Raw genomic sequence first — 13455 nt, forward strand, 5'->3', positions numbered from 1 at the left:
CCAGCCTTGCTATCGGCTCCCGACAATGGCCAGCACCACCGACGATCCCGACAATCCCAAACCCGTCCCCGGCATGACCGATACCCCGTTCGACAGTGCGCTGTCCGAACGCTATCTCGTCTATGCGCTGTCGACGATCACCGCGCGGTCGCTGCCTGATCTCCGCGATGGACTGAAGCCGGTGCATCGCCGCCTGCTGTGGGCGATGCGCGCGATGCGGCTCGACCCGTCGCAGGGTTACAAGAAGTCGGCGCGCGTCGTCGGCGACGTCATCGGCAAATTCCACCCGCATGGCGATGTCGCGGTTTACGACGCGATGGTCCGCCTCGCGCAGGATTTCTCGCTCCGCTATCCGCTCGTCGACGGCCAGGGCAATTTCGGCAATATCGACGGCGATAATGCCGCGGCGTATCGTTATACCGAGGCGCGGCTGACGCGCGTCGCGGTCGACCTGATGCAGGGGCTCGACGAGGGCACGGTCGATTTCAAGCCGACGTACAATGGCGAAGATGAAGAGCCCGAGATCATGCCGGGGCTGTTCCCGAACCTGCTCGCCAATGGCGCGAGCGGGATCGCGGTCGGCATGGCGACGAACATCCCCCCGCACAACGCCGCCGAGGTGATTGGCGCGGCGCTGGTGCTGATCGAAAATCCGCAGGCCGAGCTGTCCGAGCTGCTCGAACATGTCAAAGGCCCCGATTTCCCGACCGGCGGCATCGTCGTCGACAGCGCCGAGACGATCGCCCACGCCTATGAAACCGGGCGCGGCGGTTTTCGCGTCCGCGCGCGTTTTTCGACCGGCAAGCTGGAAAGCGGCGGCTGGGAAGACAGCGGGATCGAGAAGCAACCCGGCGGCACCTGGCAGCTCGTCATCAGCGAGATCCCGTACGGGGTCGCCAAGGGCAAGCTGATCGAACAGATCGCGCAGCTGATCGCCGACAAGAAATTGCCGATCCTCGAAGATGTTCGCGACGAAAGCGCCGAAGATCTGCGCATCGTCATCGAACCCAAGAGCCGCAACGTCGATCCTGATATCCTCAAGGAAAGCCTCTATCGGCTGACCGACCTCGAAAATCGCTTCGCGCTCAACCTCAACGTCCTCGACGCGACGCGCACGCCGAAGGTGATGGGGCTGCACCAGCTGCTCACCGAATGGCTGATGCACCAGATCGTCGTGCTCGTCCGCCGTGCGCAGCATCGCATCAACAAGATCGACGACCGGCTGGAACTGGTCGCGGGCTATATCATCGCCTTCCTCAACCTCGACCGGATCATCGAGATCATCCGTACCGAGGATGAGCCGAAGCCGGTGATGATCGACGAATTCATCCTGACCGACCGGCAGGCCGAGGCGATCCTCAACATGCGGCTGCGATCCTTGCGCAAGCTCGAGGAAATGGAGCTGAAACGCGAGCAGGCCGACCTGACCGCCGAGCGCGAGGAGCTGGTCAAGCTGGTCGAGAGCCCCGCGCGGCAGAAGACGCGGCTGCGCAAGGATCTCGAAAAGCTGCGCGCGGTTTACGGGCTTGAGACGCTGCTCGGCGCGCGCCGCACGACGATTTCCGAAGCCGCTCCGGCGCGCGATATTCCGCTCGACGCGATGATCGAGAAGGAGCCGGTGACGGTGATCCTGTCGAAGCGCGGCTGGATCCGCGCCCAGCGGGGCCATGTCGCCGCCGACCAGTGGGCCGAATTCAAGTTCAAGGAAGGCGATGAGTTGCTGTTCGCCGCGCATGCCCAGACCACCGACAAGCTGCTGATCGCGGCGAGCGACGGGCGTTTCTTCACCATCGGCGCCGACAAGCTGCCCGGCGGGCGCGGGTTCGGCGAGCCGCTGCGCCTGATGGTCGATATCGATCCCGAGGCGAAGATCGTGGCGATGATCCCCGCGAGTGCCGAGGGCCGGCTGCTGCTCGCCTCGTCGAGCGGCCACGGCTTTATCGCGCAGATGGCCGAAGTCGTCGCCGAAACGCGCAAGGGGCGCAATGTCGTCAACCTCAAGCCCAAGGCGGCGCTTGCCCTCGTCAGGCCGATTTCGTCGTCCGACGACAGCGTTGCGGTGGTTGGCGAAAACCGCAAGCTGGTCGTCTTCCCGCTCGCCGAGGTGCCGGTGATGGCGCGCGGCCAGGGCGTGATGCTGCAACGCTACCGCGACGGCGGGCTCGCCGATGCCGTCAGCTTCGCCTTTGCCGACGGACTGAGCTGGGCGATGGGCGGCGACACCGGCCGCACGCGGACCGAAACCGACCTTGCCCCCTGGCGCGTTGCGCGCGGGGCCGCCGGACGGATGCCTCCAACCGGTTTCCCGCGGAACAATCGCTTCGGCTGACCGCAATTCAAGCTAGCCGTAAATCGCTTATTTACTTCCCATAACCTAGGCATGGGCCAATGGGGAAAGGTCGCACAAAACCCTCTATTATGCCTATCGATAGAACCGGCGAAGACCGGCCCTTATTGTTTGTCGGCTGGATCGACGCGTTGCCCGTTCCGGCCGCGCTGATCAGACCGATGGCGCGTGGCAATTTCCGGCTCCATGCCAGCAATGCCGCGTTCGATCGGCTGAGCTTGTCGCCCGCGGGGGTCGAGGCGCCGATCGAGATGCTGCGCGCGATCGAGCGCGCGTCGCAAAATCCGGACGAATCGCAAGAATTTTCGTGCCAGCTTGGCGACGGGCCCGCGGCGCGCGACCTGCGCGGCTCGATCGGCCCGCTGCCCACCGAATCGGGCGACGACGGGCTGTTCCTGCTGACACTGATCGACCGGACGCAGGAAATGATGACCGAGCGCAACCTGCGCCGCGAGCTTGTTTCCGACAGCCTGACCGGGCTTCCCAATCGCGCCGGATTCGAGGAGCTGGTCGAACAGCGCGCGCGGAACGAAGGCTCCGGCGCGGACCATGCGATCCTGTTGCTTGACCTCGCGCGCTTCAGCCGCATCAACGAACATATCGGGCCGATGGCGGGCGACGAGCTGATCATCACCGTCGCGCGGCGCTTGAAATCGAGCCTGCGCAGCGGCGACATTTTGGCGCGCACTGGCGGCGACGAATTCGCGATATCGACGCGCGTTACCGGAGGCCGCGCCGATGTCCGCGAAATGGCGCGGCGTATCCGCGGTTGCTTCGACCATCCTTTCCGTATCGGCAAGCTGAAGGTCAGCGTCGATTGCGCGCTCGGCTGTGCGATCCAGCCCGCAGCTGACACCGATGTCGCCGACCAGCTCCGCCATGCCCAGATCGCGCTGAAACGCGCGAAGCAGACCGACCGCATCGAAATCTATGAACCCGAAGCCGCGATGCTTTCGGACAATCGCTTCGGGATGGAGACCGAGCTGCGCAACGCGATCGAGGAAGACCGGCTCCACCTCGCCTTCCAGCCGCTGATCGAGCTGTCGAGCGGCCGCGTTGCGGGGTTCGAGGCGCTCGCGCGCTGGGACCATAGCAGCGGCCATGCGGTGTCGCCGACCGAATTCATCCCGATCGCCGAGGATTCGGGCCTGATTGTCCCGCTCGGCCAATGGGCGATCGGCAAGGCGGCGGCGGTGCTCGCCGACTGGGACCAGCAGAATGGCGCGATCGTCGACGCCTATTTCTCGGTCAATGTTTCGGCGATCCAGCTGGTACGCGACGATGTCGCCGCGGTGGTGCGCCAGGCGCTCGAAAGCCAGAAGATCGGCGGCGAACGGCTGATGATCGAGCTGACCGAAAGCGCTATCATCGGGGACCCCGACCTTGCGCTGTCGGTGCTCAGCGAGCTGAAGGCGCTCGACGCGCGCGTCGCGATGGACGATTTCGGCACCGGCTATTCGAACCTCGCCTATTTGCAGCGCCTGCCGATCGACGTGCTCAAGATCGACCGCAGCTTTGTCGAACATATGGTCGACGACCGCGACAAGGTGGCGATCGTCCGCACGATCCAGAGCTTGGCCGAAGTGCTGGGGATGAAGACCACCGCCGAAGGCGTCGAGACCGCCGACCAGGCGCGGCTGCTGTCGGCGCTCGGGTGCGATTTCGGGCAGGGTTTCCTGTTCGCGCGGCCGATGGATGGAAAATCCGCGCTGGATTATTGGCGTCAGTCGCTGGTGCGGCCGATCTTCTGATCGACAAGCTGCGCCACGCGCGACGCATCGGGAAAATCCTCCGCCACCCATTCGGCCTCGACCGCTTTCAGGATGCGCGCGACCTCTGGGCCGACCGCGATTCCGCGCGCGACGATGTCGCCGCCCTTGAGCGGCATTTCGGGGACAGTCCAGTCAGCCAGAACCGCCAGTGCCGCGGGATCGCCGGCGAGCAAATGGACGTCGCGCGCCGCATCGATGCCGATGGCATAAGCGAGTTGACGGATCGGCCGCCCGACATCGGCGCGGCTTCCACCGAGCGCGGCGAGATGTCTGCGATGGCGCGTCGACAGGCGCAGCCGGCTTGCGACCTGTTCGGCGATGGCGGCGTCGGCGGGAAGCAGCGCCGAAAGACGGCGCAAGGGCGCGGCAGGCACAGCTGCGGCCTCCTCATTGGCGACCAGCCGGTCGAGCGCGGCAGCGAAGTCCGGATCGAGTTCGGGCAGCAGCACCGCGAAAATACCGTCGGCGGCCATTTGGCCGACGATCGCGCGCGGATCGGGCAGCGCCAATATCTTGGTGAGTTCGTCGGCGATGCGCTCGCGCGACAGGCTTTTGAGCGACTGGCGCGCGGTCACCACCGCAGCGTGGCTGACCGCGTCGAGTGCGCCGCGACCGAAGCGCGCCGCGAAACGATAGAAACGCAGGATACGCAGATGGTCCTCGGCGATCCGCGTCGCGGCGTCGCCGATGAAGGCGACGCGCCCGGCCTTCAGGTCGGCAAGACCGCCGAACCAGTCGTCGATCGTGCCGCTATCGGGATCGGCGTAGAGCGCGTTGATCGTGAAATCGCGCCGTGCGGCATCGTCGCGCCAGTCGTCGGCGAAGGCGATGGTGGCGCGGCGTCCGTCGGTTTCGACATCGCGGCGCAAGGTCGTGATTTCATGATGGTCGCCGCTGGCAATCGCAGTGACGGTGCCGTGCGCGATGCCCGTCGGGATGACCTTGATATCGGCCGCCTCGAGCCGCCGCGTCACCTCCTGCGGCAGCAACGGGGTTGCGAGGTCGATGTCGGTGACGGGCAAGCCGAGCAAAGTATCGCGCACCGCGCCGCCGACGATCTTCACCGCGCCGCCGTCGCTGCTGAGCGCGGCGACGATGCGGCGTAGACCGGGTCGTTCGCGCCATCCGGCGCCGGGAAGGATCGTCACCGGTGCCAGCCCGACGGCATCCGCCGCGCCAGATTGATGATGATTCCCGCCGTCACGCCCCAAATCCGCCGCCCCTGCCAGTCCATGTCATAATAGTGGCGATCCTGGCCCTGCCAATTCGCATGATGCTGCGTGTAATTGTCGGGATTGAACAAAGTGTCGAGCGGCACCTCGAACCAGTCCTCGACCTCGTCGGGATTGGGATCGAGCGGCAGGTCGGGCGGGATCACGCCGAGCACCGGGGTGATGATATAGCCACTGCCCGATCGATAGGGTTCGGTCGCGCCGGCGATCATCACGTCGTGACGGCCGAGGCCGATTTCCTCCTCGGCCTCGCGCAGCGCGGCGTCGATCGCGTCGCGGTCGCCGGGATCGATCTTGCCGCCCGGAAAGGCGACCTGCCCCGCATGGCTGCGCAGCCATTGCGGCCGCTGGGTCAGGATGACGCCCGGATCGGGCCGGTCGGTGAAGGCGATCAGCACTGCGGCATCGCGGAGGGTCGGGGTGCCGAGATAGGTTTCGTCCTCGCCCGCGTCGGGGAGCAGATTATCGAGCGCGGCGCGCAGCTTTTCCGAGAGCATCAGCCGTCCACCAGCGGGAAACGCGCACCGTTCGTCCAGATCGCAGGCGGCTCTGTACCCTCGGCGAGCGCCGTGTCGACGATCTCATAATAGAGCGCACGATCGATCCGCGCTTCGAGCCCGTTGCCGATCGTGCCGCGCACATGCAGCCGCGGAACGGGGTTGTCGGCGTCGCTGCCGAAGCTGAGTGGATGGTCGGGACCCGCCATGACCAGATCGTCGGTGTCGAGGCGAAAAACGAGCTTGCGCGCTTCGCCCTCGCCTTCGCTTTTCATCTCGACCGCGCGGAACGGCGTGTCTTCGACGACGATGTTCAATTTTTCGGCGGGCGTGACGAGGACATGGCTGCCGTCGGGCTCGCGGCGCAGGATCGTCGAAAAGAGCTTGACCATCGCGGGTCGGTTGATGCGCCCGCCCTCGTGAAACCAGCTGCCGTCGGCGCGGATTTCCATGAAGCTGTCGCCCTCGCGTTCGGGATGCCATTGATCGACCGGCGGCAGCTTGCGCGCAGCGAGCAGTTCGGCGGCTTCGGTCAGCGAGAGCTGCGAGAAGTCCTTGGGAAGAGACGGTGCGGGGGTGGCCATGTTTCCGACATAGGGGGACGGACGGCGGGTGCAAGTCCACGAAATCAAACCTTCGTCATTGCGAGGAACGCAGCGACGCGGCAATCCAGAGTAGAGTAAGCCACCCTGGATTGCTTCGCGTCGCTCGCAATAACGACGTGTTTTTTAGCCGCGCGGGCCGATCATTCCCGCCCCGACCGGCAGAGTGTGCCCGTTCACCGCTCGGGCGAGAAGGCGGCGTTTCTCATACGGGCCGGGCAAATCCCATTCGCCCGTCGCATCGGCGGTGAAGCCGAAGAAACGGCCATAATATTCGGGATCGCCGATCATCATCAGCGCGCCTTCGGCGTGGATTTCGGCGGCATCGAGCATCTTCGCCATCAGGGCGCGGCCATGGCCGCCGCGCTGGACGTCGGGGCGGACCGCGACAGGACCGACCATCACCAGCGGAACATCGGCGGCATCGGGCGCACGGAGCGCGACGGGCCAGCACTGGATCGTGCCGAGCAGCACGCCATCCTCGACAGCAGCGAAGCTGAGGGCAGGCACCGCATCGACGCCCTCGCGGATGCGATAGGCGGTTCGACCAAAGCGATCCGATCCGAAAGCGGCGTCGAGGAGATCCTCGACCGCCTGCGGCTCGATATTCGACAATGGAAGTAACTCGACCAACGCGTACCCTTTCGCTAATGCGGCGGCGCTTTAGGGTCCGGCGTCGGTATTGCAAAGCCGAATGTCGCGCCCGCCTGCAGGATGACCATGTGACCGATAGTTTGTGGCTGGAAGTGGACGGGCTGACCGTTCAGGTGCTGACCGGCATTTATTCCGAAGAAACGCATCTGCCGCAGCCGCTGCGCATTTCGGTGCGCGCCAAGCTGGCGATGGCCGACCATTATGACCCGACGACACCGCTGAGCGCGTCGAAAAATTACATGCACCTGAAATTCGCGGCGACCGAGGGTATTCCCAAGGATGTGCATTTCGTGCTGATCGAAAGCGTCGCCGACCATATCATCGATACGTTGTTCCTGCAGGACGAGAAGGTCGACGAGGTCGAGGTGAAGATCGTCAAGCTGGCGATCGCCGAGGATGGCGAAGCGATCGGCATCACGATGCGGCGAGTGCGCAAGTGACGCAAAAGCTCGCTCTTGTGACGGGCGGGCTGCACCGCGTCGGCGCCGCGATTTCGGCGCGGCTGGCACGCGAAGGTTATGCGCTGGCAATCCACAAGCGCAGTCCGGGCGAGGCGGATCCGGTACTTGCCGAGGCGCTGGCCGAAACCGGCGCCGAGAGCCGCCGCTTCGCCGCCGACCTGTCGAACCCGGCCGAGGTCGATGCGCTGATCCCCAAAGTCGTCGAGAGTTTCGGCCGCGCGCCCGACTTGCTCGTCAACAACGCCGCGCTGTTCGCCGAGGGCGAATGGACCGATCTGTCCGCCGCCGCGCTCGCCGAAATGATGCAGGTCAATTTGTCTGCGCCGGTGATGCTGGCCAAGGCGCTGGTCGCGCATAGCGAAGGCGCGCGACCCGCCATCGTCAATATTGTCGACCAGCGCGTGGTGCATCCGGTGCCCGACCAGATCGCCTACAGCCTCTCGAAATCGGCGCTGTGGCAGGCGACGGCAACGTTGGCAGTCGCATTCGGGAACCGCGCGCGCGTCAATGCCGTCGCGCCGGGGCTGACGATGGCGACCGACGATTATTCGGCGGCGCAGGTCGATCGGCTGGCGAAGCGCATGCCGCTCGGTGCACTTCCGACGCCGGCGCAGATTGCCGACGCGGTCGTCTATCTCGCGCGCGCCGAGGCGGTGACGGGGCAGACGATCTTCGTCGACGGCGGCGCGCATCTGGCGCCGATGGCGCGCGATTTCGTGGCGCTGGAGCGGGATTGATCAAGATCCTCCCTGTCGCGCAGCGATGGGGAGGTGGCAGCGCGAAGCGCTGACGGAGGGGCTTTGGCGCGACCGTTTCCGCCCCTCCACCACTCGCTTCGCGAGCGGTCCCCCTCCCCATGGTTTCGCCACAGGGAGGATTTCGCATCAATAAATATGCACCGCCTTGGTCACCAGATACCCATCCAGCCCTTCCGGCCCACTCTCGCTGCCAAAACCCGATTCCTTGATCCCCCCGAACGGCATGTCGAGCGTCGAGATGACGAAGCTGTTCACCCCGACCATCCCGCTTTCAATGCTATCGACGATGCGATTGACGCGGCGGCCATTCTCGGTGAACGCAAACGCGGCGAGACCATAAGGCAGCCGGTTTGCCTGCTCCAATGCCTCGTCCTCGGTCCCGAACGGACGGATCAGTGCCATCGGGCCGAAGGGCTCGTTGTTCATTGCATCGGCCTCGATCGGCACATCGGCGATCGCGGTCGGCTGGAAGAAATAGCCGTTGCCGGTCGCCTCGCCGCCCGCGATCACGCGTGCGCCCTTCGCCTTGGCATCGGCGACCAAGGCTTCAAGCGCGGGAATGCGGCGGGCATTGGCCAGAGGGCCCATCTGCGTGTCTGCATCGAGGCCGCTGCCGATCTTCACTTTCGCCGTCCGTTCGGCAAAGCCCTTTACGAAGGCGTCGTAGATGCCCTGCTGGACATAGAAGCGCGTCGGCGAGATGCACACCTGTCCGGCGTTGCGGAACTTCTGCCACACGACCTTGTCGAGCGTCGCCTCTAGGTCGCAATCGTCGAAGATCAGCACCGGGGCGTGACCGCCCAGTTCCATCGTGATGCGCTTCACCCCGTCGGCGGCGAGCCGCATCAGATGCTTGCCCACCGTAGTCGAGCCGGTGAAGCTGACCTTGCGGATTACCGGGCTCGCCAGCAGATGGCGGCTGATCTGGTCGGGGTCGCCATAGACGAGCTGGACGACCTCGCCGGGGATCCCCGCATCGGCGATGCAGCGCATGATCGCGCTGGTGCAGCCGGGGGTTTCCTCGGGCGCTTTCGCGATCACGACGCAGCCCGCGGCGAGCGCGGGGGCGATCTTTTTGACCATCAGATTGACCGGGAAGTTCCACGGGCTGAAGCCCGCGACGGGGCCGACCGGATGTTTCGTGACCATCGCACGCTGGCCGAGTGGGCGCTGAAGAACGCGGCCTTCGATGCGTTTGCCCTGCTCGGCGAAATAGTCGAACAGCCCGGCGGCCGACAGTACCTCGCCGCGCGCCTCGGCGATGGGCTTGCCCTGTTCGAGCGTCAGCAGGGTCGCGATATGCTCGACGCGCTCGCGAATGATGCCCGCGGCCTTGTGCATCAGCGCGGCGCGCTCGTCGGGGGTCTTCGCGCGCCACACCGGCCAGCCGCGCTCCGCCGCCGCCAGCGCCTCGTCGAGATCGGCGATGGTAGCCACCGGCAGTCCGGCGATCGTGCCTGCCGTCGCGGGGTTAAACACCGGCCGCTCGTCGCGCCCCTCACCGCTCCGCCAGGCACCGTTGATGAAAAGCTGGAGGTCGGCGTCGTAGGTCGCGGTCATGGATGGTCCTTTGCCAAGGAAATGGGGGATGACGGCGATATAGGAAGCGTCAGCGATAGTTAAAGCTGATGCTGATCCGTTCGCCCTTGCCCGAATGCGGCATCACTTCGTGCCGCAGCCAGCTTTCCCACAGGAAGACGCGGCCTGCGGCGGGTTCGGCATAAATGAAGGGCAAGAAATGTTCGGGCGCGTCGTCGGTGCGGCCCGGCGCGGCCATCAACATTGCGAGCCGCGGATCTTCGAGCTTGAGCGCGCCCGATCCCGGCGGGACGGCGACGTAAAAGGTTCCCGACACGATGCTGTGGGGGTGGATATGGCCACTGTGCGTGCCACCGGGTTTCAGGACATTGACCCACATAGAGTCGAGCTTCAGCGGTTTCGCGAGGTCGAAATGGCATGCCTTGACGAAAGCCTTGACCTCCTTGTCGAGCAGGCGCTTCAAATCATGGAACGCCGGGTCGCGTTCGGGCAGGTCGCCGAGGCTGGCGTAGCTGGTATAGCCCTTATAGCCATGCTCGCGGCTCCAGCGCCGGCCCGCGCCATCCTCTTCGGCGAACAGGCGGCTGCTTTCCTCCAGCTCTTCGAGCAGGTCGGGCGTGCCGATATCGGCTTCATAGAAAGTGCTGGCGAAGAGCGTACGAACGGGCATGATGCGCGCAAAGCACAGCCAATGTGCAAGAGCAAGGGAGATGGGGATGGCCGAGTTTGAACTGATCGCCGACGGATTGCGCTTTCCAGAGGCGCCGGTCGTGATGGACGACGGCAGCGTCATCGTCGTCGAGATCGAGGCGAAGCGCATCACGCGCTGCTGGCCCGGCGGGAAAAAGGAGGTCATCGCAACCCCGGGTGGCGGGCCCAACGGCCTCGCGATCGGGCCCGATGGCAAGCTGTATTGCTGCAACAATGGCGGGTTCAACTATGTCGAATCGAACGGCTATCTGGCCCCGCACGGCATCGCCGACGATTATTCGGGCGGGCGGATCGAGCGGATCGACATCGAAACGGGCGCGGTCGAGGTCTTGTACAAAAGCGGCGATCATGGCGTCACCCTGCGCGGCCCGAACGACATCATGTTCGACGCGCACGGCGGCTTCTGGTTCACCGACCATGGCAAGGTCGATTATGCCGCGCGCTGCCACGACATCGTCGGCATTTTCTACGCCAAGGCCGACGGCAGCTTTATCGAGGAAGTGATCTTCCCGAGCTATAATCCCAACGGTGTCGGCCTCTCGCCCGACGGCAGCAAGCTTTACGTCGCCGAAACCTACACCTGCCGCCTGACGCAGTTCAACATCGTCGCGCCGGGCAAGGTCGACGACGCCGCAGGCCCCGGCGGGCCCGGCATCCCCCTCTATCGCCCCGCAGGCTATAAATTCTTCGACAGCCTGGCGATGGAGGCGAACGGCAATATCTGCGTCGCGACGATCGGCGAGTGCGGGATCAGCGTCGTCTCGCCAGCGGGCGAGCTGGTCGAATTCGTCGCGACCGACGATATCTTCACCACGAACATCGCTTTTGGTGGCCCCGACCGGCAGGATGCCTATCTGACCCTGTCGGGCACCGGCCGGCTCGTGAAGACACGCTGGGCGCGTCCGGGGCTGCAACTCCAATATTGAAAGGGCGCAATGCACGAGGAAACCCACGCCGTCACGCGGATCAGCTGGCTGCGCGCCGCGATTCTCGGCGCCAACGACGGGATCGTTTCAACTGCGAGCCTGATCGCGGGCGTCGCCGCGGCGGGCGCGTCGCAATCGTCGATCCTTGTCACCGGCACCGCAGGCCTGGTCGCGGGCGCGATGTCGATGGCGGCGGGCGAATATGTGTCGGTGAGTTCGCAGGGCGACGCGGAGAAGGCCGATGTCGAGCTGGAAAAGCGCCACCTCGCCGCCGATCCCGAGTTCGAACTCGAGGAGCTGACGCAGATCTATCAGGAGCGCGGGCTCGACCGCACGCTCGCCGAGCAGGTCGCGGTGCAGCTTACCGAGCATGACGCGCTCGACACGCATCTGCGCGACGAGCTGGGGATGACCGACGCGATGGCGGCGCGGCCGATTCAAGCGGCGGCGGCTTCGGCGGCGAGCTTTACCGCAGGCGCGGCGCTACCGCTTGCAACGGTGCTGGTCGATCGGGGCACGTCGCTGCCGTGGACGGTATCGGCGGCGTCGTTGGTCTTTCTCGCGATCCTCGGCGCGCTGGGAGCGCGGGCGGGCAATGCGCCGATGCTGCGTCCGGTCGTTCGGGTGACTTTCTGGGGCGCTATGGCAATGGCGGTGACGATGGCGATCGGGTCGCTGCTCGGCACGACGGTGGGTTGATCCGCGTCGCCACCGGGGCCGGATGCCTTGCCGCCCGACCGCGATTGTCAGGGGCGTTCCCATCTGTATGACTGTCGGCCATCTCGCGGCAGCGGGCAAATCAATCGGAGGGGTCCGGAATGAGTTCAACGAGCTGGGCGATCGACATCGATCGCGACGATATTACGCAGGTCAAATTGGTCGAAGATAGCAATGCGCCACTCACAACCGGGCAAGTGCGCGTGCATATCGACAGCTATGCGATGACCGCGAACAACATCACTTACGCAGTGTTCGGGAAGCCCGCCGGGCTGTTCGGCAACGATCAGGGCTATTGGGATTTCTTCGCCGAGCTGGATACGCCCGGCCGTCTGCCCGTCTGGGGTTTTGCGACGGTGACCGAAAGCGCGGCCGAGGGTGTTGCGGTCGGCGACCGTTTCTATGGCTATTATCCGATGGCGGAGAGTGCGGTGCTGACCGTCGGCAAGGCGGGTCCGGGCGGCTTTACGGATGTGACGCCGCGTCGCACCACCCTGCCCCCCATCTACAACAATTATCAGCGGATCGAGGCGCTGCCCGACTATCGCGCCGCGGATCATGATTATTGGCCGGTGTTCCGCCCGCTGTTCCTCACCGGCTGGCTGATCGCCGACCAGTTCGAGGATGAGGGCGATTATGGCGTCCAACAGATTTTGATCGCCAGCGCGTCGAGCAAGACCGCGATCGGCCTCGGCTTCGCGCTCAAACTGCGTACCGACCGGCCTGAAACGATCGGGCTGACCAGCGCCGCCAATGTCGAAGCAATCGCGGCGCAGGGCATTTACGACCGCGTGATCAGCTATGACCAGATCATGACGCTGAACGCGACCACCCCCGCCGCATTGGTCGATATGGCGGGCAATGGCGCGGTGACCCGCGTGGTGCACAGCCATTTCGGCAACCAGCTTCAGGCCTCGATCATCGTCGGCAAGTCGCACTGGGATGCACAGGCCGATGTCGAAGGGCTGCCAGGCCCCGAACGCCAGGGCTTTTTCGCACCCGGCCGCAGCCAGAAACGGATCGCCGACTGGGGCGGCGCGGCGTTCGGGCAGAAGATTGCCAAGGCGTGGCTGGCGTTCATGGACGTTGCGCCGCGGCTGGCATCGGTCGATAAACGCAGCGGCGGCGATGCGGCGCTCGCTGCCTATCGGGAGATGCTCTCGGGACAGACAGACCCCAAAATAGGGATCGTCGTCGTTCCATGAGGGTCGCACGGAGCAATCCCTTTCACCGCCGCAG

Annotated in this window: 13 protein-coding genes; 7 read left to right on the forward strand and 6 right to left on the reverse strand. The window is 65.2% G+C overall.

Going from position 1 to position 13455, the window contains the following annotated elements; translation table 11 throughout:
• The first annotated feature begins 25 nt into the window (after positions 1–25).
• Complete coding sequence (gene parC / locus SKP52_RS17045) at positions 26–2329, forward strand: DNA topoisomerase IV subunit A (protein WP_052208471.1); 2304 nt, start codon at positions 26–28, stop codon at positions 2327–2329.
• A gap of 89 nt (positions 2330–2418) precedes the next feature.
• Entirely contained in the window at positions 2419–4098 is a 1680-nt protein-coding gene (locus tag SKP52_RS17050) for a putative bifunctional diguanylate cyclase/phosphodiesterase (RefSeq protein ID WP_228383684.1), read from the forward strand.
• On the opposite strand, the gene SKP52_RS17055 is transcribed toward SKP52_RS17050, so the two are convergent.
• The 4 genes from SKP52_RS17055 to SKP52_RS17070 form a co-directional block, all read right to left on the reverse strand.
• Positions 4071–5267 (reverse strand): CCA tRNA nucleotidyltransferase, encoded by a 1197-nt coding sequence (locus tag SKP52_RS17055; protein ID WP_039576711.1) that lies wholly within the window; start codon positions 5265–5267, stop codon positions 4071–4073. The two genes, SKP52_RS17050 and SKP52_RS17055, sit on opposite strands and share 28 nt — an antisense overlap.
• On the reverse strand, positions 5264–5848 hold the full coding sequence (locus SKP52_RS17060; protein ID WP_148309176.1) for a CoA pyrophosphatase: 585 nt from the start codon (positions 5846–5848) through the stop codon (positions 5264–5266). Before SKP52_RS17060 ends, SKP52_RS17055 begins: the two co-directional genes overlap by 4 nt.
• Entirely contained in the window at positions 5848–6432 is a 585-nt protein-coding gene (locus SKP52_RS17065; RefSeq protein WP_039576718.1) for a DUF1285 domain-containing protein, read from the reverse strand. Before SKP52_RS17065 ends, SKP52_RS17060 begins: the two co-directional genes overlap by 1 nt.
• A 144-nt stretch (positions 6433–6576) precedes the next feature.
• Positions 6577–7083, reverse strand: coding sequence for a GNAT family N-acetyltransferase (locus SKP52_RS17070; protein WP_039576720.1), 507 nt, complete (start codon positions 7081–7083; stop codon positions 6577–6579).
• 89 nt (positions 7084–7172) lie between these two features.
• Between SKP52_RS17070 and SKP52_RS17075 the strand changes: the two genes are divergently transcribed.
• Positions 7173–7544, forward strand: a complete 372-nt coding sequence (locus SKP52_RS17075; protein WP_039581463.1) for a dihydroneopterin aldolase — start codon at positions 7173–7175, stop codon at positions 7542–7544.
• Entirely contained in the window at positions 7541–8302 is a 762-nt protein-coding gene (locus SKP52_RS17080; protein WP_039576722.1) for an SDR family oxidoreductase, read from the forward strand. The genes SKP52_RS17075 and SKP52_RS17080 overlap by 4 nt, the downstream gene beginning before the upstream one ends.
• Positions 8303–8449: 147 nt before the next feature.
• On the opposite strand, the gene SKP52_RS17085 is transcribed toward SKP52_RS17080, so the two are convergent.
• Both SKP52_RS17085 and SKP52_RS17090 read right to left on the reverse strand, forming a co-directional pair.
• Positions 8450–9883, reverse strand: a complete 1434-nt coding sequence (locus SKP52_RS17085; RefSeq protein ID WP_039576723.1) for an NAD-dependent succinate-semialdehyde dehydrogenase — start codon at positions 9881–9883, stop codon at positions 8450–8452.
• 49 nt (positions 9884–9932) lie between these two features.
• On the reverse strand, positions 9933–10532 hold the full coding sequence (locus SKP52_RS17090) for a TIGR02466 family protein (RefSeq protein WP_039576726.1): 600 nt from the start codon (positions 10530–10532) through the stop codon (positions 9933–9935).
• A gap of 46 nt (positions 10533–10578) precedes the next feature.
• On the opposite strand from SKP52_RS17090, the gene SKP52_RS17095 reads away from it, so the two are divergent.
• The 3 genes from SKP52_RS17095 to SKP52_RS17105 all read left to right on the forward strand — a co-directional run bounded on the left by SKP52_RS17095 (position 10579) and on the right by SKP52_RS17105 (position 13421).
• Positions 10579–11499 (forward strand): SMP-30/gluconolactonase/LRE family protein, encoded by a 921-nt coding sequence (locus SKP52_RS17095; protein WP_039576729.1) that lies wholly within the window; start codon positions 10579–10581, stop codon positions 11497–11499.
• Positions 11500–11508: 9 nt separating this feature from the next.
• Entirely contained in the window at positions 11509–12198 is a 690-nt protein-coding gene (locus tag SKP52_RS17100; protein WP_039576732.1) for a VIT1/CCC1 transporter family protein, read from the forward strand.
• A gap of 119 nt (positions 12199–12317) precedes the next feature.
• A complete protein-coding gene (locus SKP52_RS17105) occupies positions 12318–13421 on the forward strand; it encodes a DUF2855 family protein (RefSeq protein WP_039576735.1) in 1104 nt (367 codons plus the stop codon).
• Positions 13422–13455 lie beyond the last annotated feature (34 nt).

Origin of the sequence: Sphingopyxis fribergensis, assembly GCF_000803645.1 — a bacterium.
Taxonomy (GTDB): Bacteria; Pseudomonadota; Alphaproteobacteria; order Sphingomonadales; family Sphingomonadaceae; genus Sphingopyxis; species Sphingopyxis fribergensis.

Coding starts and splice junctions, on each gene's coding strand:
- SKP52_RS17085 (WP_039576723.1), bottom strand. CDS start 9,883: ATGACCGCGACCTACGACGCCGACCTCCAGCTTTTCATCAACGGTGCC.
- SKP52_RS17090 (WP_039576726.1), bottom strand. CDS start 10,532: ATGCCCGTTCGTACGCTCTTCGCCAGCACTTTCTATGAAGCCGATATC.
- SKP52_RS17065 (WP_039576718.1), bottom strand. CDS start 6,432: ATGGCCACCCCCGCACCGTCTCTTCCCAAGGACTTCTCGCAGCTCTCG.
- SKP52_RS17050 (WP_228383684.1), top strand. CDS start 2,419: ATGCCTATCGATAGAACCGGCGAAGACCGGCCCTTATTGTTTGTCGGC.
- SKP52_RS17095 (WP_039576729.1), top strand. CDS start 10,579: ATGGCCGAGTTTGAACTGATCGCCGACGGATTGCGCTTTCCAGAGGCG.
- parC (WP_052208471.1), top strand. CDS start 26: ATGGCCAGCACCACCGACGATCCCGACAATCCCAAACCCGTCCCCGGC.
- SKP52_RS17105 (WP_039576735.1), top strand. CDS start 12,318: ATGAGTTCAACGAGCTGGGCGATCGACATCGATCGCGACGATATTACG.
- SKP52_RS17060 (WP_148309176.1), bottom strand. CDS start 5,848: ATGCTCTCGGAAAAGCTGCGCGCCGCGCTCGATAATCTGCTCCCCGAC.
- SKP52_RS17100 (WP_039576732.1), top strand. CDS start 11,509: ATGCACGAGGAAACCCACGCCGTCACGCGGATCAGCTGGCTGCGCGCC.